Annotated in this window: 11 protein-coding genes; all 11 read right to left on the reverse strand. The window is 77.6% G+C overall.

The features are described 5' to 3' along the window. Position 1: 1 nt before the first annotated feature. Complete coding sequence (gene acpS / locus SH587_RS12005) at positions 2-457, reverse strand: holo-ACP synthase AcpS (RefSeq protein ID WP_320670854.1); 456 nt, start codon at positions 455-457, stop codon at positions 2-4. Then, positions 454-10,281, reverse strand: a complete 9,828-nt coding sequence (locus SH587_RS12010) for a polyketide synthase (protein ID WP_320670855.1) — start codon at positions 10,279-10,281, stop codon at positions 454-456. Before SH587_RS12010 ends, acpS begins: the two co-directional genes overlap by 4 nt. Before the next feature lie 20 nt (positions 10,282-10,301). Further along, on the reverse strand, positions 10,302-11,960 hold the full coding sequence (locus SH587_RS12015) for a hypothetical protein (RefSeq protein ID WP_320670856.1): 1,659 nt from the start codon (positions 11,958-11,960) through the stop codon (positions 10,302-10,304). Positions 11,961-12,039: 79 nt separating this feature from the next. Then, on the reverse strand, positions 12,040-13,644 hold the full coding sequence (locus SH587_RS12020; protein ID WP_320670857.1) for a hypothetical protein: 1,605 nt from the start codon (positions 13,642-13,644) through the stop codon (positions 12,040-12,042). Between the two features lie 99 nt (positions 13,645-13,743). Further along, positions 13,744-14,547, reverse strand: a complete 804-nt coding sequence (locus SH587_RS12025) for an ABC transporter permease (RefSeq protein WP_320670858.1) — start codon at positions 14,545-14,547, stop codon at positions 13,744-13,746. Continuing rightward, positions 14,544-15,485 (reverse strand): ABC transporter ATP-binding protein, encoded by a 942-nt coding sequence (locus tag SH587_RS12030; RefSeq protein ID WP_320670859.1) that lies wholly within the window; start codon positions 15,483-15,485, stop codon positions 14,544-14,546. The genes SH587_RS12025 and SH587_RS12030 overlap by 4 nt, the downstream gene beginning before the upstream one ends. Further along, a complete protein-coding gene (locus SH587_RS12035) occupies positions 15,482-16,090 on the reverse strand; it encodes a GNAT family N-acetyltransferase (RefSeq protein ID WP_320670860.1) in 609 nt (202 codons plus the stop codon). The genes SH587_RS12030 and SH587_RS12035 overlap by 4 nt, the downstream gene beginning before the upstream one ends. Beyond that, positions 16,087-17,895: an IucA/IucC family protein gene (locus SH587_RS12040; protein ID WP_320670861.1), complete on the reverse strand. Its 1,809-nt coding sequence runs from the start codon at positions 17,893-17,895 to the stop codon at positions 16,087-16,089. The genes SH587_RS12035 and SH587_RS12040 overlap by 4 nt, the downstream gene beginning before the upstream one ends. Beyond that, positions 17,892-19,346 carry a lysine N(6)-hydroxylase/L-ornithine N(5)-oxygenase family protein gene (locus SH587_RS12045; protein ID WP_320670862.1) on the reverse strand — a complete coding sequence of 485 codons (1,455 nt, stop codon included), beginning with the start codon at positions 19,344-19,346 and terminating at the stop codon, positions 17,892-17,894. Before SH587_RS12045 ends, SH587_RS12040 begins: the two co-directional genes overlap by 4 nt. Further along, a complete protein-coding gene (locus SH587_RS12050; RefSeq protein ID WP_320670863.1) occupies positions 19,343-19,933 on the reverse strand; it encodes a GNAT family N-acetyltransferase in 591 nt (196 codons plus the stop codon). Before SH587_RS12050 ends, SH587_RS12045 begins: the two co-directional genes overlap by 4 nt. Further along, positions 19,930-21,792, reverse strand: a complete 1,863-nt coding sequence (locus SH587_RS12055) for an IucA/IucC family protein (RefSeq protein WP_320670864.1) — start codon at positions 21,790-21,792, stop codon at positions 19,930-19,932. The genes SH587_RS12050 and SH587_RS12055 overlap by 4 nt, the downstream gene beginning before the upstream one ends. Positions 21,793-21,821: the final 29 nt, after the last annotated feature.

Consider the following 21,821-nt stretch of genomic DNA (forward strand, 5'->3'; position numbering starts at 1 on the left):
CCTACCTTGTTGATCCGGGGGCCGCGCCGAGCCGTTCGGGGGCGACGTCGAGCACCACCGTGGCGGCCGCGACCGGCCCGTCGTGGCTGAGCGAGAGGTGGGCGACCGGCGGGCCGCCGTGCTCGGTCGCGAGCGCCGTCAGCGCCGCCGCGACCGCGCCGTGGAAGCGCAGCGCCGGCCGTCCGAAGCCGTCGTCGACGACCTCGATCTGGCGCAGGTCGACCGCCGCCAGCGCCGGCGGCCGGCCGCGGCGGGCGGCCGACCAGGCCTTCACGAACGCCTCCTTGGCGGCGAAGCGGGCCGCCAGCCGCAGGGCCGTCTCCCCCGCCCCCGTGGCCGCCGCCCGCTGCTCGGCGGCGGTGAAGGTGGCGGCCACGAAGCCGCTGCCGGGCAGGTCGAGCTGGGCCCGGAAGCCGGCCACGTCGACCACGTCGAGGCCGAGCCCGACGACGGTCACCGCGCCCGCTCCGGGCCGTCGTCCGCCGGCGGCCGCAGCGCGCCGTCGCGCAGGCGGGTGGCGGGATCGAGGATCGCCCGCGCCTCGGCCTCGCGCGCGCCGCCGGCGTCGTCCCCGTCGGCGGCGATCCGGCGGTCGTCGCGGCGGACCACCAGCGGCCGCCCGAAGCGCGCCGCCAGCAGCCGCTGGGCCCCGTCGGCCCGCCGCGCCGCCGCCCGCGCGCGGTAGTCCTCGCGCTGGTCGTCGGGGATCGCGGCCAGGAAGACGTCCGGGTGGGCCAGCGCCAGCAGCGCGCCGACGTGGCCGAAGCCGAGGCTCGTGACCAGCGCCGCCCGCAGCGGCTCGGCCGCCGCCCGCGCCAGCGGCCGGTCGCCGACCGCCAGGTGGGCGCTCTCGCGCAGCAGCCGGTCGGGGCTCTCCAGGTGGCGGTTGCCCGGCACCACGCCGGTCTCCATCATCCGCAGCACCCCGTCGACCTGCCAGGCGGCCGCGCCGCCCTTGCTGTGGCCGGTGACCGCCTTCTGCGAGACGACCAGCAGCGGGTTGCCGGGCGTGCGGCCGAGCGCCGTCTGGATCCGGTCGTGGAGGTCGGCCTCGTGCGGGTCGTTGATCTCGGTCGAGGTGTCGTGCTTCGAGACCACCCCGACGTCGTCGGCCCCCAACCCGAGCCGCGCCAGCGCCGTCGCCAGCGGCGAGTCGGGCCCGCCGGTGGCCGCGCCGAGCACCCCGAGGCCGGGTGCCGGGATCGACTGCTGGACGCCGTCGGCGAACGATCCGGCGTAGGCCAGCACCGCCCGCACCGGCAGCCCCAGCTCCAGCGCCACGTCGCCGCGGACGACCAGCAGCGAGCCGCCGCCCTGGGCCTCGACGAAGCCGCGCCGCCGCAGGTCGCCGGGCCGCGACGCCTCGTCCGGCTCGATCCCCATCGCCTCCAGCTCGTCGCTGTCGGCGGTCGCGCCCATGTCGCCGAAGCCGATCAGGCCCTCGGGCGTGAGGTCGTCGAAGCCGCCGGCCAGCACCGCCAGCGCCTTGCCGGCGCGGATCTTGTCGTGGGCCTCCTCCAGCGAGACCGCCGCGGTCGCGCAGGCCGCGACCGGGTGGACCATCGGCCCGTACGAGCCGACGTACGACTGGACGACGTGGGCGGCGACGACGTTGCCCAGCGACTCCTGGATCCGGTCGGGCTGGCGCTCCTCGTCGAGCAGGTGGTCGAGCAGCAGCCGCCGCAGCGACGCCATCCCGCCGAGCCCGCAGCCCTGCGTGTTGGCCACCAGCGTCGGGTGGACGTGCGCCAGCAGCTCCTCCGGCTCGAGCCCGGCGGCGGCGAACGCCTCGCTGGTGCAGGCCAGGTTGACCAGCGCCATCCGGTCGGCGCTGGCCAGCAGGTCGGCCGGCACCCCCAGCCGCGCCAGGTCGAGCCCGCGCGGCAGCTGCCCGGCGACCCGCCGCCGGTGGGGCTCGCGCCGCTCGACCCGGATCCGGGCGCCGGCCCGCAGCGTCACCCGCCAGCCGCCGTCGGCGGTCCGCGCGATCCGCGCGCCCTCGGGGTCGGCGGCCAGGAACGAGCGGGCGGTCGCCTCGTCGTCGACGGTGAAGGCGACCGGCTCGCCGGACGCGACCGGGGCCAGCACGGCGTGGCCGGCGGGGTCGATCGTGCCGTCGTCCTCCAGCGGCCGGACGCCGATCCGCTCGCGGACCGCGTCGCCGTAGCGGGCGGCCAGCTCGGCCTCGGGCACCTCGTCGCCGCTGGCGGCGTCGACCCAGCGGCCGCGGTAGCGGTCCAGCTCGTGGCGGACGAGGCCGCAGAGCCAGGCCAGCTCGGCGATCGCCGCCGGCGGCAGCGCGCCGTCGCGTTCGAGCGCGAAGCGGGTGCGGCCGCTGCCGGCCGGCCCCAGCTCGCCGCTGCCGACGATCACCACCAGCTCGCGCGGGTCGACCGCCGGGCGTGGTCCGTCGCCGCCGGCCGCGGCCGGCGCGCGGTCGGTGCCGGGCGACGGCAGCGCGTCGACGGTCGCCGGACCGGCGGCCGCGGGCGGGGCCAGCGCCCGCTCCAGCTGGCGGCGGCGGTCGCCGTCGAGCGCCCGCTGGCGCAGCTCGTCGATCAGCGGGTCGAGGCCGGCGCGGAGGTCGGCGACGGCGTCGAGCCCGCCGCTCGCCTCGACCACCACCGGCGCCCGCCGCGCGGCCGCGGCGACGGGGCCGGCGACCAGGCCCTCCAGCAGCCACCCGAGCTCGTCGGGGGTGAAGGTCCGCACGCCCAGCCGCTCCTCGACCAGCGGCGCGACCGCGTCGGCGGCGGCCATCAGCCCGGTCCCGCGGACCCAGCCGATCCGCGGCGCGACGATCGCCGTCCGCGCGCCCCAGCCGCGCTCGCTGCGCCAGCGCCGCAGCAGCACCTCGAGCCCGGCCTTGGTCTCGGCGTAGGCGCCGTCGCCGCCGAAGTCGCCGTGGTTGGGGGACAGCGGCAGCAGCACCGTCGCCGGCCGCTGCTCGCTGGCGTGGGCGGCGACCGCGGCGATCAGCCGCTCGACGCCCAGCAGCTGCAGCCGGAACGCGGCCTCGGAGCCGGCGCCGGCCTGCTCCAGCCCGCCCTCCTCGACGGCCGCGGCGAACGGCGCCACGATCGTCGGCACCAGCGGCGGCAGCGCCAGGTCGGGCCGCTGGCGCTGGACGACGACCGGCGCCGCCAGCCAGGCGACCAGCGCGTCGACGTCGGCGAACGAGGCCAGGTTGGCCGGCAGCAGGTGCAGCTCGGCCCCGGGCGCGGCGGCCTCGCGGTGCAGCTCGCGGTAGAAGGCCCGCCGCTCGCGGTCGAGGCCGGAGCTGGTGACGACCACCGTCGCCCCCGCCCGCAGCAGCCGCCGGACCAGCGCGGCGGCGATCGAGCCGGGGCTGGCGCCGGTCACCAGCGCGACCTCGCCGCGCAGGTCGGTCGGGACGCGGCGGCTCTCCTCCAGCCGCTCGGCGAGCGCGGCGGCCAGCGCCGGATCGGCGACCCGCAGCGGACCGGCGCCGGCGCGGAGGGCGGCCAGCAGGTCGTCGGGACGGACGTCGTCGGGCCGCTCCTCGGCCCGCGGCACCGCGCCGTGCGCGACGACCGCCGCCGGCCGGACGCCGGCGACCGGCAGCGCGGTCCGGCGCGGCTCCGCCAGCCCGTCGAGCAGCGTCGCCAGCTGGTCGCGGCCGTGGGCGCGGGCGCGGGCGGCCAGCCAGCGGGCGGTCGCCGCCACGGCGGGATCGCCCGCGTGCTGGGCGATCCGGTCGCCGATCGCCCGCTGCCGCTCGCCGTCGATCCGCTCGTCGAGGGCGTCGTGGAAGAGCCGGACCAGGTCCCAGCGGGCGGCGGCCCAGGCGCCGGCCAGCCGCACGTGACGGCGGGCGTCGAAGCGCGGGGCGACGGCGGCGGCGCGGTCGCGGCCCAGCTCGGCGTCGAGCGCGGCCAGCCGCTCGCCGCCGGGGTCGGGCGCGGCGGGCGGCGCGTCCTCGTCCGGGAACGGCCGGCCGAGCGCGGCGGCCAGCGTCCGCGAGGCGTCGATCAGCGCCCGCTCGACGTGCTCGGCGACGACGGCCGGGCCGGCGGCGGGGTCCTCGGCCCGTCGCTGCTCCAGCCGCAGGCCGAGGTCGGCGGCGGTCAGCGCGGCGGCCCGGTCGAGCAGCTCGCGGGCCGCGGCCGGGCTGGTCGGGGCGCCGTCGCGCAGCCGCGCCAGCGCGTCGCCGCGGGCCGAGGGGCCGTCACGGGTGTCGAGCGCCAGCCGCGCCAGCACCTGGTCGGCCAGCCCCGGGGCCAGGTCCCAGGCGCCGCGCAGGTGCTCGACCGCCTGCTCGCGGGCCAGGCCGGAGCGGCCGAGCGCGCGGGCGACGCCGCTGGCCAGCGCCTCGCGCAGGTAGTCGCCGGGGAAGCGGTAGCGCTCGCCGCGCTCGCGGAGGGTCGCGACCAGCTCGCCGATCGTCTGCTGCTGGGCGCCCTCGGCCCCCGAGAGCGAGAACTCGCGGCCGAGGTCGATCAGCACCTGGTTGCGACGCGAGGAGACGCCCTGGAACAGCTCGTCGATCGTCTCGTCGTCCGGCACCTGGTCGAGCCGGATCCGGGCCTGGAGGGCGAGCACCAGCCGCAGCGCGTCGCCGGCGTCGACCGGGCGGTCGGTGGCGGGGGCAGCGGTCGCGGCGGTCGGCGGCGGGGTCGGGGCGGGCGCGGCGATCGGCGCGGGCTGCGCCGGCTCGTCGTCCACCGGCGGGGTCGGGGCCGCCTCGGCCTCGTCGCGCTCCAGCAGCCGCTCGCGGTCGTGCTCGACGTGGCGCAGGGCCACGCCCTCGGGCAGCCCCGGGCGGGCCAGGCCGGAGAGGACCGTCGCGTGGCCGGGAGCGACCTCGACCAGCTCGCCGACGCCGAGCCCGCCGACCGCGGCCGGCGCCAGCAGCGCCTCCTGGGTCGCGATCCAGCGCACCGGCGCGGCCAGCTGGTGGCTCAGCAGCAGCACCAGCAGCGCCCGCGCCCGCGCGTCGGCGTCGCCGCCGGTCGCCGGCGCGATCCCGATCTGGCGCTCGACCGCGGCCGCGAACTCCCCGTCGAGGGCGAACGGCCGCCCGACCAGGTTCGGGATCCAGCGCCCAACCAGCCGCCGGTGGTCGACCATCCCGATCGCCGCCTCGACCGCCGGCCGGAAGCGGTCGACCGCCGGCGCCAGCACGCTGGAGTGGAAGGGCACGTCGATCCCCGGCAACCGCCGCAGCGGCGTGCTGCCGCGGCCGCCGACCGCCGGCCCCAGCCGCGCGGCCAGCGCGTCGAGCGCCGCGGCCTCGCCGACGACCGCGTACTGGCGGTCGCGGGCGTTGTGGTTGACCACCTCCAGCCACGTCCCCTCCGCCCGCAGCGCGGCGACCGCGGCCAGCAGCCCGGCCTCGTCGGTGCCGGCGGCGCGCGGCGAGACGACCGCCATCCGGTAGCGCGACGCGCCGTCGGCGTCGCGTGGGACGCAGGCCTGCATCGCGCGCCCGCGGGCGTGGACCAGCGTCAGCGCCGCTTCCAGGTCGAGCACCCCGAGCGCGTGGAGGGCGGAGAACTCGCCGACGCTGTGGCCGGCGGCGACGACGCCGGGGCCGAGCCCGTCGGCCGGCAGCACGCCCTCGGCCCGCAGCTCGGCCAGTTGGGCGGCGGCCAGCGCGACCAGCGCCACCTGGGTGACCTCGGTCCGCTGGAGGACGCCGTCGGGGTGGCGCAGCGTGCGACCGTCGGCCAGCCGGACCGCGGCCGGGTCGCGGGCGACGACGTCGAGCAGCGGCAGCCCCAGCCGCTCGCGGGCGATCGCGTCGGCCTGGCGCCAGACCGCGCGGGCGGCGGCCGAGCGGCTGCGGCCCTCCTCCCCCAGACCGCGCCGCTGGATCCCCTGGCCGGGCAGCAGCAGCGCCCGCGGCCGGCGGGCGGCGGGGCGCAAGACCGCCTCGCCGAGCGCGACGTCCTGGCCGTCGACCACCACCCGCACCTCGACCAGCCGGCGGCCGTCGCGGACGCCGGTCCGGACCGCCTCCAGCTCGAGCAGCGCGCCGGGAGCGACCGGGGCCAGGAACCGCACCCTCCAGCGCTCGAGCGCGGTCGCGTCGCCGTCGGCGAGCGCGTCGACCACGAACGCCGAGGCGCGGGCCGCGGTCCACGCCCCGTGCACGATCGGGGCGTCGAGCCCGGCCAGCCGCGCGCCGAGCACGCAGCGGTGGAGCGGGTTGTGGTCACCGCCGATCCGGGCGAAGGCGCGCAGCGACTCGGGGGCGACGTCCTCGGCCCGGGCCAGGGTCCGCCGCGGGCGAGCGTAAAGCGGCGGTCCGGCGGGGGCCAGCAGCTCCAGCAGCCGCTCGACCGGGTGGATCGGCGGGGCCGCCGGGTCGGCCGCGCGGGCTTCGTCGAGGGCGATCGTGGCGACCGGCTCGCCGTCGCGCTCGACCTCGCCCGCGGCGTGAACGTGGACCGCGCCGTCGCGGGCGACCCGCAGCGCGGTCGTCGCCCACAGCCGCAGCCGCTCGCCGGCGGCCGGCACGGCGCCGTCGTGCCAGCGCAGCCAGGGCGCGGCGGCCAGCAGCTCGGCCTCGGGCGCCCCGGCCAGGCGCAGCTCGCGGTCGTGGCGACCGTCGCGGCGCAGCCGCTCGCCGCTGACGGCGTCGTGGCCGAGCAGCACCAGCTCGGCGCGGACCGTCGCCAGCGGCGGCCCGCCGGCGTCGTCGAGGATCCGCGCGGCGACCCGGATCCGGGTCGGTCCGTCGGTCGGGTCCTCGACCTCGACCACCCGCGCGTCGACCGGACCGGCCTGTCCCGGACGCGGCGGCCAGGCCTCGCCGAGCGCGACCTCGTGGCGGCCGTGGACGAGCTCGGCCAGGCGGGCGGCGATCGCCGGATCCTCGGCCAGCCGCGCGGCCACCGCCGGCCACGCCAGCGACAGCGCCAGGTCGACCGGGACGTCGCCGTGGCGGGCGCCGGTCGCCGCCGCGTAGCCGGCCGCCTGGGCGGGATCGAAGGCCCAGCGGGCGCCGCGCGCGGCGGGATCGAGCGCCCGGGCGGCGAAGGCGGCGCGGGCGGCGACGCCGTCGACCTCGGCGACCGCCCCCGGCGCGGGCAGCGTCCGGTAGCGGACGGTCAGCGCCTGTGGCTCGCCGTCGACGGCCGGCAGCAGCACCCCCAGCCGCGCGCCGTCGTCGCCGTCGCGCTCGACCACCAGCTGCTCGCCGTCGGCCCCGCGCCGCGGCCGCGCGACCACCCGCAGCAGCTCGTCGCCGTCGCGCTCGGCGTGCAGCTCGTCGCCGGTCCGCAGCAGCCGCGCCAGCGGGTTGACCGCGCTCCGGGCGCGGCCGCCGTCGGCGCCGGGCAGCGTCACCGACGGTGCGCTCAGCAGCGCCGCGACCGGCCCGCGGCAGCCGTGGGCGAGCGCCGCCGCCGGGCCGCCGAGCGGGCCGGGATCGCCCAGCCGGTCGCGGCGGACGACCGTCGCCGGATCCTCGACGGCGGCGATCGCCGCGGCCTCGAAGCGGGCCAGCAGCTCGGCCACCGGCTCGTCGGCGCGCTCGATCCCGCCGACCGACCACGGCCCCGGGATCACGAACACCGCGTCGGCGTCCCAGCGGTCGTCCTGCGCCTGCCAGAGCCCGTCGGCCATGTACCAGCGGCGGACCTCGGCGTCGAGCACCGGCACGAACGGCACCGGCTTGCCGGGCCGGTCGCAGACCTCCAGCACGTGCTGGGCGTCGGCCGGGTGCAGCAGCGTAGTCGCCGCGGCCGGGTAGCGGTCGCCGAAGTGGGCCAACGCCGCGGCCGGGTCGTCGAGGTCGGCGGCGACGGCGACCGGCGGCACGATCGCCCCCGCCTCGGCCGGATCGAGCCGGGCGGCGGCGCGGCGGAAGACGGCCAGCGCCCGCGCCCGCCAGCTCGGATGGCCCCAGGCGCCGTCGTCGTAGCGGCCGTGACGGCCGGTGGCCAGCAGCTCCACCAGCCGCTCCAGCACGGCCAGGTAGGGCATCCGCTCGAGGTCGCCGAAGTAGGGCTTCGCCGTCCGCGCCAGCGCGGCCACGATCTCGTCCCGCCGCTCCCAGACCGCCCGCTCGTCGCCGGCGACCTCCTGCAGCAGCTTGCCGGCGCGGGCGGCGCTGTTCTCCAGCAGGTGGATGTCGGCGTTGAGGTTGCTGGTGGCCGAGGTGACGCCGCCGGCGACCGCGGTCCGCGGGATCCAGCGGTCGGCGCCGGGCGCGTCGACCAGCGCCTGCTTGACCTGCGGCGAGGCGGCGGCCTCGCGGACGGCCATCGCCGCCGTCCCGACCAGCACCGCGTCGACCGGCATCGGCCGCTGGCCGTGGCGCCGCGACCACTCCCCCAGCAGCAGCTCGCGGGCCCGCTCGGGGGTGCCGATCCCGCCGCCGGCCACGACCAGCACGTTCTCGCGCCGGCGCAGCTCGTGGTAGGTCTCCAGCAGCAGCTCCTCGAGGTCCTCCCACGAGTGGTGGCCGCCGCCCTGGCCGCCCTCGATCTGGACGCAGAGGACGTGGTGCGGGGCGGCGTCGGCGATCGCCAGCGTCCGCCGCACCTGCTCGACGGTGCCCGGCTTGAAGGCGTTGAGCCGCATCCCGTGGGCGGCCAGCCGGTCGAGCAGCGCGATCGCCTCGTCGACCTCGGGGATCCCGGCCGAGACGGTCAGGCCGGCCAGCGGCGCCCCGCCGTCGCGGGCCTCCAGCAGCAGCCCCTCGCGCTCGACGTGCAGGCTCCACAGATGGCGGTCGAGCAGCAGCGTGTTGAAGCCGACCTCGCGGCCCGGCTCCAGCAGCTCGCCGAGCTCGGCGATCCGCCGCTCGAAGGTCCGGCGGTCGGGCTGGCCGCCGCCGGCCAGCTCGGCCGCGTAGCCGGCGTTGGCCGCCGCCGCGACGATCGGCGCGTCGCTGGTGGTCGGCGTCATCCCGGCCAGGATCACCGGCGGGCGGCCGGTCAGGCGGGTGTAGCGGGTGTCGAGGTGACGGCGGCCGTCGGCCAGCTCGACCACGCCCGGCGCCAGCTCGTCGTAGCGGACGCCCGGGCCGGCCGGCGCGCTGGCCGGGGTCGCCAGCACCCGCCGCCCGTCGGGCGAGGCGAGCCCGACGACGTGGACCCCGCTGCCGCGCAGGCTGGCCCCGGCCAGCCGCGCGACCGCCGTACCGGGACCGAGGTCGAGCAGCCAGTCGGCGCCGCGCTCGGCCAGCGCCGCGACCGTCCGGTCCCAGCGCAGCGGGGCGTCGAACTGGGCGGCCAGGACCGCCGCGGTCAGGTCGTCGGCCGCCCGCAGGTCGTGGCCGTCGCGCGGCGAGAGGACCGGCAGGGCCAGCCGCTCGGCGGGCGCCAGCAGCCCGGCGCCGTCGCTCGCCAGCCAGCCGGCGAAGCGCTCGCGGGCGGCGCTCAGGCGCGGGGTGTGGAAGGCGACGTCGACCGGCAGCGGGTTCCAGGCGACGTGCAGCGGCGCGCCACCGCGGGCGCCCCGCCGGCGAGCCTCCTGCTCCGCCTCGGTCTGCTCGGCGATCGTCCGCCGCAGCTCGGCGAGGCCGGCGCGGGTGCCGCCGACGACGGTCGTGGTCGGGCCGTTGACCAGCGCCACGTGGACCTGGTCGTCGGCGCCCAAGCGCGCGTTGGCGGCGTCGAGGAGCGGCCCGATCCGCTGCGGCCGCGGACCGTCGAGGGCGACCAGCGGCGCCAGCTCGGGGTCGTCGCCGCCCGGCTCGGCGGTGGCGGCCATCGCCAGCCCCTGGGCGAAGGCGTAGCGCAGGTGGCGCTCCAGCAGCGCGTCGTCGATCCGGAAGCGGTCCTCCCCCGCGCGGCCGCCGGCCTCGGCCACCAGCAGCGCCGCCAGCAGCCCCTGCGAGTGGCCGGCGACGGCGACCGGACGGGCGGCGGGCGCGGCCAGTGCGGCGGCCAGGCCGTCGGCGGCCAGCTGCTCCCAGAGCAGCGCCTGGGTCAGCAGGATCAGCGGGTAGGAGACCGCCGCCTGAACCCGGTACTCGCGCGGCGGCGCGGCCTCGGGGTCGAGCACCCAGTCCTGCAGCGCCAGCCCGTGACGGAAGCGGCCCGAGGCCTCGCCGGCGGGGCTCGCGGCCAGCGCGCCGAGCAGCCGCTCGGCCGCCGCCAGCCGGTCGAGCAGCAGCGGGTTGGCCGCGACCAGCGCCGCCAGCTCCTCCAGCACGTCGCTGCCCTGGCCGGCGAAGGTCAGGGCCACGGCGACGTCGCCGTCGGCGATCCGCGCCAGCAGCGGCTCGGGCGCGAGCGCCCCCGCTGAACGCGACGCCGCCGGCGCGCTGGCCGGCGGCCGGGGACCGTCGATCGGGGAGGACACGGCAGGCACGGCGCGCGGGCCTAGCGGCGGACGGTGGCCTTGCGGGTGACGGTCTTCTGGGTCGCGGCCCGGGTCGGCACGACCCGGATCACGACCGCCAGGCTGCGGCGGGTCCGCAGCAGCGCCGCGCCGTCGCGGCCGACCTTCAGCCGCAGCGAGGCGGTCTTGCCCTTCTTCAAGCTGAAGCGGGTCGCGGGCGCCACGGTCACGATCCGCTTGGCCTTGCGGCCGCCGACCCGGTAGCGCGAGCGGGTGACGACCGAGACCCGGCCGCTGGTGGCGGCCTTCTTGGCCAGGTTGGTCAGCCTGACCGTCACCCGGCCCTTGCGGTCGCGGCGGAGCGCGCTGCTGCGGATCCGGACGGTCGTCGCCTTGGCCGTCTTCGGCGGCGGCGCGAACCCGCCGCCGTCGATCGGCGGCGGGGTCTGGCCGCCCGGCTTGTCGTCGTTGTCGATCCGCTGCAGCGGGTCGGGTCCGAGCACGTAGGCGAAGGGGTACGGGTCGCCGGCGTGGATCCGCTGCAGCTGCAGCACCCGGCCGTTGCTGGCCGTCAGGGTGATCGTGCGGTCGCCGCGCAGGTCGATCCCGTCGCCGCCGGCGGCGGTCCAGGTGCTGGCGGCCAGCGGCAGCGCGATCTCGCCGCTGCCGGAGCCGTCGACGTCGGTGGCGACGATCGCGACCGGCTGCGAGCCGTTGCTGCTGCGGGCGCCGTGGACGACGACGCTGCCGCTGACCCGGACCGTCCCGCCGCCGAGCCAGGCGGCCCGCTGGGCCGGCGTCAGCCGCAGCCGCAGGCGGGCGTCGCCGACGGTCGTCGACTGGCCGGCGGCGGCGCGGGCGGGCATCGAGGAGACGAGCAGGTCGGCCTGCACCGGGTCGGTCAGCGGCGTGGCGTCGACCGTCCCGCCGAAGCCGGCGACGGCGACGGTCTGGCCGCCGAGCGGCGGCGGCACCGCGTCGTTGTGGGTCAGGCCGGCCTGCGGGTGCGGCGAGGGCGGGTCCTGGCGGCCCGGGGTGCAGTCCAGGTCGAGCCGGGTCAGCGAGTCGACCTGGGCCCGGATGTAGGCCGTGCCGTTGACCCGCAGGTCGCCGTTGCGGCCGACCGGGATCGGGGCCATCTTCGTGCCCGGCGCCTGGCGGACGACGACCTCGCCGCCGGTCGCGGTCCAGGTCTGCTCGGGCAGCGGCGCCCGGTCGACGGTCAGCGACGAGCGCGACTCGTCGACCTGGCCGTTGCCGTCGAGCACCACGTGGGTCCGGACCGTGGTGGTGGTGTGGATCGGCGCGGTGATGCCCTCGGCGGTGTTGGTCGCCTCCAGCGCCACCCACGCCTCGACCGGGAACGACCCGTCGCCGAGCGGCACCATCCCGCTGTCGTAGGCGAACGGCAGCACCCACTGCGGCAGCGCCGCGGTGATCGCGCCGCCGCGCAGCCGCAGCGGCTGGCCGACGGCCAGCGAGCCGCCGAGCGGGTTGCCGGCACCGTCGACCAGCTCGCCGCCGATCGTGGCGTCGATGTCGCGCCAGTTCTGGTCGAAGCTGTAGCGGCAGACCTCGGCGACGGCGGTCGTGAACGGCGCCGCCGGTGCGGCGGCGGCCGCGGGACCCAGCAGGACGACCGCCGAGGCGGCGGTCACGGTGGCGAGGCGGGCGGTGCGGCGAGCGGGTGCGAAGGTCATGGCGGTCCGGTCGAGGGAGGAAGGACGGCGGGCCGGCCGCGACGCCGTGGCGTCGCGACCGGCCCGTGCGGGGCGCGCGCTAGCGCTTGAGGGTCAGCGTCTTGCTGACCTTCTTGGCGCGCTTGCCGTCGGTCGGGGTGATGGTCACCTTGACCTTGATGCTCTTGCGCGACTTGAGCAGCGTCTTGGCGGCGCTCGAGAGCGCGGGCGACACGCTCTTCGACTTGCCGGCGCCGACGGTCACCGCGCTGGTGGTCTTCGTCACCGTCTGGAGCTTCTTGCCGCCCTTGCCGACCTTGTACTTCGCGGTCGTCTTGATCGAGACCTTGTAGCTGGCCGACTGGCTGTTGGGGTTCGTCACCTTGACCGTGACGCGGCCCTTCGTGCTCCGCTTCAGCGAGCCGCTGGCGATCTTGAACGGCTTCGCGACCGCGACCGCGTCGGGGACCTTCAGCGGCGCGGTGGCGATCGCCGGCTGGGCGGCGAAGGTCAGCGCGTAGCGGCCGGTCGCGCCCTTGGCGGCGGTCAGGCTGCCGTTGTTGCTGGTCACGAAGCCCGGCGTCGCCGGGTCGCCGAGGGCCGGGTCGCCGTTCGGATCGCCGGCCCCGAAGAAGGTGTTGGCGATCGTGTTGTTGGCCAGCGCGATCGTCCCCGGGATGCAGTCGTTGCTGGCCCCGTAGGCCTCGGTCTCGGCACGCACGTAGACGCTGCCGAACGGCCGCACGTTGAGCGGCTTGTTGCGGTCGGGGAAGTCGTAGCCCTTGCCCTCGACCTGGATGATCGCCGAGTTGCCCGGGGGCGCCACGCGGAACTCGACCGGACCATCGCCGGTCGGCGTCCAGTTGCTGCGCGGGAGGTCGAACACCAGGTCCGGGACCGAGACGGTGTCGCCGCCGTTGTTGTAGCCGGCCGGGTTGGTCGGCGAGCCGGGCGTCGTGTCCTGGATGTTGACCGTCCAGAAGCCCTTCACCCGCAGCGTCTGGTACTTCTCGACGGTGTTGGTCGCCTCGATCGTGACCCAGTTGTCGATCGGGAAGTTGTTGTTGCCGGTGTGCGACAGGTAGCGGTGGCCGAGGGCCCCGGCCGGCTGGATGTAGCCGCCGCCGTAGGCCGACGGCGGGGCCCACGGCGAGGCCAGCTTCTCGACGTAGTAGACGGTCGCGCTGCCGCCGCTGCCGACGCTGAACGACCAGGCGCTGTCGCCGTCGGCGACGCCGCCGGCCTTCTGCCCGGCGGGGGTGCCGGCCGGCACGGTGCGGACGGTCAGCGTGCGGTTGGTGGCGTGGGTCGGGTCGGCCGGGTCCTCGGCCGGCTTGCCGTTCCAGTTGATGCTGACGCCGGCGGTCCGGCGGTACATCTCGAGCGCGGGACGGGTGTCCTTGAACGCCAGCGACAGCTGCAGGTCGCGGAGCGTGAGCTTCTTGCCCTTCTCGGCGCTGATCGCCTCGCCGTCCGGGCGCGCGACGGCGACGGCCAGCGAGTCGAGGATCCGGTCCGGCGCGGGCGGGTCGTCCGGGTAGGTGCCGTTCGTGAAGTTCGCGAACGGGCTGATGCACTGCCAGCCGGTGGCGTACTGCGAGGCCGTGGCCGGAGCGGCGGCGGCGCCGATCCCGGCGGCGACCATCGCGGCCGAGGCGCCGAGCGCCCCGGCGGTCTTCGCCGCGCGGCGTGGGAGGTTGCTCATCTGCGGTTCTGCTCCTGTCGGTGGTCACCTTCGGGCACCCTTATCAGGGTGCCCTTAGACGGGTACCCTAACTCTTGCGCGTCAAATCCGTCCGCCGGCTCAGCCCCAGGTCCGCTTGGGCCGGTCCGGACGCAGGAAGACGAGCGCGATCAGGCCCAGCAGCAGGGCGAATCCGAGCAGCACCGCGCACGGCACCAGCACGTCGCTCAGCGGCCGGCAGCCGGCGTCGGGACCGCAGTAGCGGCCGCCGACGCCGTCGAGGATCACCGCCCGGTAGGCGTCCATCGCCCAGTCGACCGGCGAGGCCGGCGCGATCGGCCGCACCCACTCCGGCAGCGTCCGCACCGGCACGAAGCCGCCGCCGAGCCCGCCGAGCACCATCGCCCCCAGGTTGGTGACCGCGTTGACCTGCTGGACGGTCGAGAGCAGCGCCGTCACCGCCAGCCCGGCGGTCAGCACCACCAGGCTGAAGCAGGTGGCGACCAGGCCCACCAGCCACCACGAGCCGGCGTTGTCGAGGTCGAGCAGCAGCACCCCGAAGCCGAACAGCACCACGTGCTGGAGCGCCAGCAGCCCGGCCGGGACGACCAGCTTGCCGACCAGCAGCGTCGTCCGCGAGAGGCCGGCCGCGCGCAGCCGCGGCCAGGTCGTCCAGCCGTGCTCGCGGAAGACGGCGAAGGCCAGGATCCCGGAGGCGAAGAAGGCGAAGACGCAGGCCATCCCCGGGACCGTCTGGGCCGAGCCGGTGACCCCCAGGTAGCCCTCGTCGGCGACCGTCAGGTTCATCGCGTTGCTGAGCAGCGTCATCAGCACGATCGGCATCGCCACCAGCACCACCGCCGGCACCGGGTCGTGGCGGAGGATCCGCAGCTCGTTGCGGACGAGAGCGCCGACGCCGGTCACCGGACCGCCTCCGCCGCCGCCCGCCGGCCGGTCAGCGCCAGGTAGGCCGCCTCCAGCGACGGCCGCACGATCTCGACCCCGTCGAGCGCGGTCGCCTCCGGCCCGAGCGCCACCAGCAGCTCGCGCAGCGCGGTCCCGGGATCGGCCGCCGGCGCCCGCACCAGCGCGCCGCCGTCCGCCTCCTCCACCGCCGCCCCCGCGAGCGCCCGCGCGGCCGCCGGCGCCGGGCCGACGAAGCGCAGCTCCAGGACCGGCTCGGCGTGGGCGGCGACGATCGTCGCCAGCGGCCCGGCGGCGACCACCCGACCGCCCTCCAGCAGCGCCACGTCGGCGTCCAGCCGCTCGACCTCGGGCAGGTAGTGGGTGGTGTAGAGGACCGCCGCGCCCTCGCCGGCGACGTCGCGGACGACCCCGAGGATCGCGTCGCGGGTCCGCGGGTCGGCGCCGGCGGTCGGCTCGTCGAGCAGCACCAGCCGCGGGCGGTTGACCAGCGCGCCGGCCGCGTGGACCCGCCGCCGCTGGCCGCCCGACAGCTCGACCGTCGGCCGGCCCGCCAGCTCCTCGAGCCCGAAGCGGACCAGCAGCTCGTCGGCGCGGGCGCGGGCCGCGCGGGCCCGCAGGCCGTACAGCTCGCCGAGCGCGCGCAGGTTCTGGCGCACGGTCAGGGCCGGGTAGAGGGCGATCTCCTGGGCCGCCACGCCGACCGCCCGGCGGACCACCCGCCGCTGGCGGTGGGGGTCCTCGCCGAGCACCGTCACCCGGCCGCTGTCGGCGGCCAGCATCCCCGACGCCAGGCCGACGATCGTGCTCTTGCCGGCGCCGTTGGGGCCCAGCAGCGCGACCACCTGGCCGGGGTCGAGGGTCAGGTCGACGCCGTGCAGCGCCGTCCGCTCGCCGTAGCGCTTGACGACCGCCTCCAGCCGCAGCACCGCGCTCATCGCGTCACCCGCCGGCGGCGGCTGGCCAGCCGCTCGAAGTCCTCGCGCTCGCAGACCATGAACGCGGCGCGCTTGTCCGGCAGGTCGATCTCGGTCTGCTTGCGGAAGCCGAGGAAGGCCAGCAGCGAGAGGAAGTTCTGGTTGCGGACGTCGGGCTCGCCGACCAGCCGCAGGACCCCCGGGCGGGCGAAGAGGAAGCGGGCGACGGCGCGGCCGACGGCGACGCTGTAGCGGCCCAGGTGCTCCTCCTCGCCGATCAGGACGTGGGCCCCGAGGTCGCCCTCGCGGACCGGCGCGTGGTTGCCGAGCACGTCGCGGAAGGGGTCGTAGACCTCGATGTAGCCGACCGGCACGTCGTCGACGAAGCCCAGGTACGGCTGCCGGCCGGGGTCCTCGACCTGGCGCACCAGGTAGTCGTGGATCCAGTCCTGCGGCCACGCCATCGCCCAGAACTCGACCACGTGCGGCTTGTTCATCCAGGCCGTCATCAGCGGCGCGTCGTGCTCGGGCACCACCGGCCGCGACCACAGCCGGCGGTCGAGCGCCGGGTCGTGCTCGGCGTAGGCCACCAGCTCGGGCAGCAGCGGGGTCGGCGGATCGGTCACGGCGCGAGCGGGTTGGGGACGAAGCCGCTGGCGGCGGCGATCGGGCGCTCGGGGTCGTCGGCGTAGCCGCGGCCGACGATCCGGACCCGGTTCAGGCAGAGCTTCACGAACGCCGGCGCCTCGAAGTCGAAGAGCCCGAAGCGGTCGCCCAGCTCGTCGGCGAACCGCTCCTGGTAGCCGGCCACGGCCCGCTCGGCGGCGGCCCAGAAGGCGGCCTCGTCGTAGCCCAGCCGGTCGGCCAGGATCTCGGCCACGTAGCGGTAGACGCAGACCAGCAGCCCCGACTGGATCCACTGGCTGGCGATCATCGACTCGACGCCGTCGCCGAGCGCCCGCCGGACCGCGGCCGGCATCGTCCGAAGCTCCGGCAGCGGGTCGCTGGTGATCGTGGCGTCGTCGACCACGTCCTTGACCGCCAGCCGCGCCGGGACCCCGTCGCGCAGCAGCAGCAGGCAGTTCTGGGCGTGGGGCGAGAAGGTCGCCCCGAAGCGGTAGAGCACGTGCAGCAGCGGCGGCAGCACCACCTGGTGCAGCCGCGCCACCCACTCGCCGACCGTCAGCCCGCTGCGGGCGATCAGCGGCTCGACCAGCGCCGTCCCGGCCGGGTCGCGGTGCAGCAGCGCGGCCATCGTCATCGCCCGCTCGCCGGGCCGCAGCCGCGGCTCCAGCGGCGCGCGCCAGAGCGCCCCGAGCATCTCCGTGTGCTGGTACGGGACCCCGGCGATCCGCTCGAAGGCGCGGTGGGCGACGCTGATCGAGGCCTCCTCGGCCAGCACCACCAGCCCCTGCTCGCGGAGGAACGGATCGCCGTCGACCAGCCCGCCGAACCAGGCGCTGAGGGCCGGCGCGGCGAGCGTCGCGTCGCGCGGGAGCCCGCGGTGGACCGAGGTGTTGAGGATCGAGAGCGGCAGCTTGATCGCCCGCCGCGCCGGGTCGTCGGCGTCGGTCAGGGTCCGGATCGAGATCTGCGGCCGGTAACGGCGGTCGAGCGGCCCGAGCACGGCCAGGTCGCGACGGGCGAGGTCGCCGGCGTGCAGCGCCAGCACCCGCTCCGACAGCTGCCAGGGGTGGACCGGCAGGAACCGCGCGGCGTCGGGATCGAGGCCGGCGGCGGCCGCCCGCTGGCGCAGCTCGGCCAGGCCCTCCTCCCCCACCTGCTCCGCGATCACCGACTCGTGATCGAGCCCGTCGAGGGCCGCCGTCTGCGCGCGCTCGGCCCGGACCGCCAGCCACGGCAGCGCCAGCCGCGGCTGCGACTCGGGGGCGTAGGCCAGCAGGTCGTGGCCGTCGAAGCCCATCCGGCCCTTGTTGGCGACGATCCACGGGTGGCCGCGCATCTCGCCCTCCAGCTCGTCGGCGGGCAGGTCGACCAGCTCCGCCGCCGGCCGCGCGACCGCCGCCCCCCAGACGTCGGCGAGGACCGTGTTCGACAGCTCCTGGACCAGCCCGGCCGTGGTCTCGGCGCTGGCCCCGATCGCCGGCGCCCCGAGCGCCACCAGGTCGACCGCGTCGAGCTCGGCCAGCGGCGCCCCGTCGAGCGCGTAGTCCAGCGACGCCGGGTCGACCCGCCAGACGCCGAGCGAGCGGCGACGGGCGCGGAAGCCGACGGTCAGCCGCTCGCCGAGCGCGAGCCGGAAGCCGTGCTCGTGGCCGAGCGGCGGGTCGTCCGGCAGCGGCGCGACCGGCTCCGGCGCCAGCAGCTCCTCGTAGGCCAGCTCGGTCAGCAGCTTCGCGGTCAGCTCGCGGTTGGCCGTCGCCCAGCGCTCGGGCGTCAGCGCCCCGAGCAGCGGATCGAGCCCGCTCATCCGCGCGGCGCGCGGTCGGCGGCGGGCGCGGCCAGCGGCGTCGCGGCGGCGGCGTCGGCCGGGTCGCCGTCGTCGAGCCCGAACGACTGGAAGACGTTGCGCGAGCGGACCGCGTAGACGTCGCGGCCGGCGATCGCGTTGACGATCGTCGCGTTGCGGTGGGCGGCCAGCCCCAGGTCGGGCGTGCCGACGCCGTGGGCGTGCAGCTCGGCGTTCTGGACGAACAGCCGCGACGGGGCGCCGTCGGCCCGCCGCAGTCGGTAGTCGCGCTCGACCTGCGGCCGGCCGCGGCCGTCGCGGGCCACCAGGTCGGCGGCCAGCGGCAGCGGCGCCGCCCCGTAGCCGGTCGCCAGCACCACCGCCGCCGCCCGCCGCTCGCCGGCCCGCTCCTGGTCGAGGTGCTGGACGGTCAGCCGCCAGCCGTCGCCGTCGCGCTCCAGGCCCCGCAGCTCGGTGCGGGCGCGGTAGGCGACCGGCGGGTCGTCGCCGTCGACCCCGCGCTCGTAGAGGAGGTCGAAGATCCGGGCGCTGGTCTCGGCCGAGATCCCCTTGTAGAGCAGGTCCTGCTGGGCCCGCAGCTCGTCCCGGCGCGACTCGTCGAGGGCGTGGAAGTGGTCGACGTACTCGGGCGTGAAGTGCTCCAGCCCGAGCTTCGAGTACTCCATCGCCAGGAACCCGCGGCTGCGGGTCAGCCACTCCAGCGCCGGTCCGCCGGCGGCCGGCCCACGGGCGGCGGCGCCGTGCTGGAGCAGGTCGAGGAAGACCTCGGCCGCGCTCTGCCCCGATCCGACCACCACCACCGACGGCGCGGCCAGCAGCCGCTCGCGGTGGTCGAGGTAGGCCGCCGAGTGCAGCACGCTGCCGTCGGCGGCGGCCGGGCGGGCGCTGGCCCAGCCGGCGGCGTCGGGCTGGTCGACCCGGCCGACGTCGCCGGGCCGGGCCAGGTGACGGGCCGCGCACTCGGGCACGATCGGCGACATCCCGACCCCGAGCACCACTTGGCGGGCGCGGACGACCTCGATCCCCTGCGGCCCGCGGACGTGGACCTCCCAGAGCCCGTCGGCGGCCTCGGCCACGTCGACCACGCGATGGCCGAAGCGGCAGCTCTCCAGCTGCTCGGCGACCCACCGGCAGTAGGCCTGGAACTCCCGCCGCAGCAGGTGGAACCGCTCGCGGAAGTAGAACCGGTACAGGCGGCCGTGCTGGTGCAGGTAGTTGAGGAACGAGTGGCGGCTGGTCGGGTCGGCCAGCGTCACCAGGTCGGCCAGGAACGGGACCTGGATCTCGGCGTCCTCCAGCAGCAGGCCGGGGTGCCAGGAGAACGCGTCGCGGGCGTCGTAGAACCGCGCCCGCAGGCCCGGGACCGGATCGAGCAGGGCGGCGAGCCCCAGGTTGAACGGCCCCAGCCCGACCCCGACGACGTCGAGCGGCTGCTCCTGCGTGGTGCTCACCGCGTCCCCTCTCCCAGTGCGTCCCAGCGGCGGCCGGCCGCCTCGGCGGCGGCCAGCGCTCGCGGCCAGCGCTCGGCGACCGCCCGGCGCGTCCACCGCACCAGCACCGCCGGCTTGCCGTCGAAGGGGAAGCGGCCGGCCTCCTCGCCGCCGAGCGCGGCGCAGAAGCGGCGCATCCGGCCGTTGCGCTCGTCCGGCTCGCAGACCGCCTGGGCGACCCCCGGCTCGGCCAGCAGGCCGCAGAGCAGGTCGCGGCCGAGCCGCCGGGCGGTGCCGTCGCCGAGCCGCTCGCGCTCGCCCAGCAGCACGTGCCAGCCGCGGTCGTCGGGCCCGGCGGCGTAGGCGGCGGCGAGCGGATCGTCGGCCACCCGGTAGCTCTGGACGAACCCGACCGGAGCGCCGTCGGCCTCGACCACCCACGAGCGGACGTGGTCGCGGGCCAGCTCCGCCCGCAGGTACCGCTCGCTCGCGTCCCGCGGGCCGCGCAGGTTCCACCACGGCGCGACGTGGTCCTGCTGCATCCAGCCGTGGACCAGGTCGAGGTCGCCGTCGAGCGCCAGCGGCCGGAAGCGGACGCGGTCGCTCACGCCGCTACCTCCGCCGCCGCCGCGACGGCGGTCCGCAGCGGGTTGGCGATCGTGACGTAGACCGACTGCTCGGCGATGTCGCCGACCAGCTCGTCGAGGTCCTCGACCCGGGTCCGCAGGTTCGCCTTGCAGGGCCAGCGGTCGTCGTCGAGCAGCCGGTCGAGCAGCGTCGCCGGGTAGCGCCCGCCGCGCTCGCGCTCGCGCTCGATCAGCGCCCGTAGGTCGGCCAGCAGCAGCCGCTCGTCGACCAGGCCGGCGGCGCCGAGCGCCCCGATCACGCCGAGCGCGTTGTTGACGAACGGGTAGTAGACGAGCCGCTGGTCGGCCAGCGCCTCGGGGAAGATCGACTCGGTCGCCTCGCCGAGCCCGGGCACGATCGCCGTCAGGTCGGCGTGGGCCGCCTCGCGGTGGAAGTAGCCCTGGCTGTCGCGGTGGACGGCCCGCACCGGCCAGCCGTCCTCCAGCTCCAGCACGACGTTCTGCTGGTGCGGCTCGAAGGTCAGGCCGACGTCCAGGTAGATCCGCAGGATCGAGCCGATCAGGACCTCGCCGTAGCGGGCGAACCAGCGACGGGCGACCGTCGCCGGGGGCTCGCCGTCGGCCGCGGCCCGCTGCTCGACGATCCGCGCCAGCCGGCTGCGGCCGCTGCGCGGGTCGTCCTGGCAGAGGGTGGTGACCGCCGCCGCGTCGATCCCGCAGCCGACCGGCCAGCGGTTCTCGCGCAGCAGCACCGAGAGCCCGTCGATCAGGCCGTCGCCGTCGCGGATCGTCAGGTAGGCCGGGTCGTGGACCACCCGCCAGTCGGGCGCCGCCGCGGCCATCCGCGCGCCGACGACGGTCCGCGCCAGCCGCGCCGCCTCGACCGCCCGGTCCAGCTCCCGCGGCAGCGTCACGCGGACCGAGTTGGTGACGCTGAGGTCGAGCGAGAACTTCAGCTGGAAGGGCCAGTGGTCGCCGTAGACCGTCCGGACCGAGGTCGTCGCCGCCAGCGGCGGGCCGGCGGGGCCGGCGTCGACCAGCCGCCCGTCGCGCAGCAGCCCGCCGACGTCGTCGCGCTCGCGCAGCCGCGCCAGCTGCCAGGGATGGGCGGGCACGATCAGCGCGCCGCGGTCGTCGGCCCGCTCGAGGATCGCCGCCGCCGCCTGGTCGCCGTCGGCGGCGGCCGCCGCCAGCAGGTCGCGGACCAGGGCCGGCGCCGGGCGCTCGCCGGGGCCGTCGGGCTCGCGCACGGCGCTGTCGTGGGCGACCAGCGCGGGGTCGGCCAGCAGCCAGCGGAGCGCGAAGCGGCCGCGCGACTCGGGCGAGTGCCGGCGACGCTCGTCGGCGCGCATCTCGCGGCGGCTCTTGGGGGTCGGGTGGAAGGGGTGGCCGAGGGTCAGCGACTGCTCGGCGGGCAGGAAGGCGCCGCCGATCGCGGGCTGCTCGTCCTCCGGCAGCTCGGCCAGGAAGCCGGCGACCGCCTCGCGGCTCTGGGCGATCCGCTCCAGCACCGACAGCCGCGCCCCGACGCCGCCGCGGGCGCCGCCGAGCGCGTCGACCACCAGCGCGGCCAGCAGCGGCAGCTCGACCGCGACCGGCGGGCCGTCGCCGAGCTGCAGCCGCGGCGGCAGCTGGTAGCGGTGGCGGCCGGTCGGCGAGCGGTAGCGGAGGGCGACCAGCACCCGCGCGGCCCCCTCGCGGACCGGCAGCACGGCGGTCGCGGCGCCGGCGGGATGGTCCTCGCCCGTCAGCGGCTCGTCGACGACCACGGCCCCCGGGGCCTCGCGCAGGGCGCAGTTCAGCAGCACCTCGACGTGCCACGCCGCGGCCCGGGCGTCGGGGTCCCAGCGGGGTGGTCGGATGTCGGACGAGAGCGGCAAGGCGCGGCGGTGCGGCGGGTGGCGGGACC

This window comes from Patulibacter defluvii (genome assembly GCF_034096925.1).
In the GTDB taxonomy this organism is placed as follows: domain Bacteria; phylum Actinomycetota; class Thermoleophilia; order Solirubrobacterales; family Solirubrobacteraceae; genus Patulibacter; species Patulibacter defluvii.

Excerpts from the sequence above, each read along its gene's own strand:
- SH587_RS12015 (WP_320670856.1), bottom strand. The coding sequence starts at position 11,960 with ATGACCTTCGCACCCGCTCGCCGCACCGCCCGCCTCGCCACCGTGACC.
- SH587_RS12020 (WP_320670857.1), bottom strand. The coding sequence starts at position 13,644 with ATGAGCAACCTCCCACGCCGCGCGGCGAAGACCGCCGGGGCGCTCGGC.
- SH587_RS12030 (WP_320670859.1), bottom strand. The coding sequence starts at position 15,485 with ATGAGCGCGGTGCTGCGGCTGGAGGCGGTCGTCAAGCGCTACGGCGAG.
- SH587_RS12040 (WP_320670861.1), bottom strand. The coding sequence starts at position 17,895 with ATGAGCGGGCTCGATCCGCTGCTCGGGGCGCTGACGCCCGAGCGCTGG.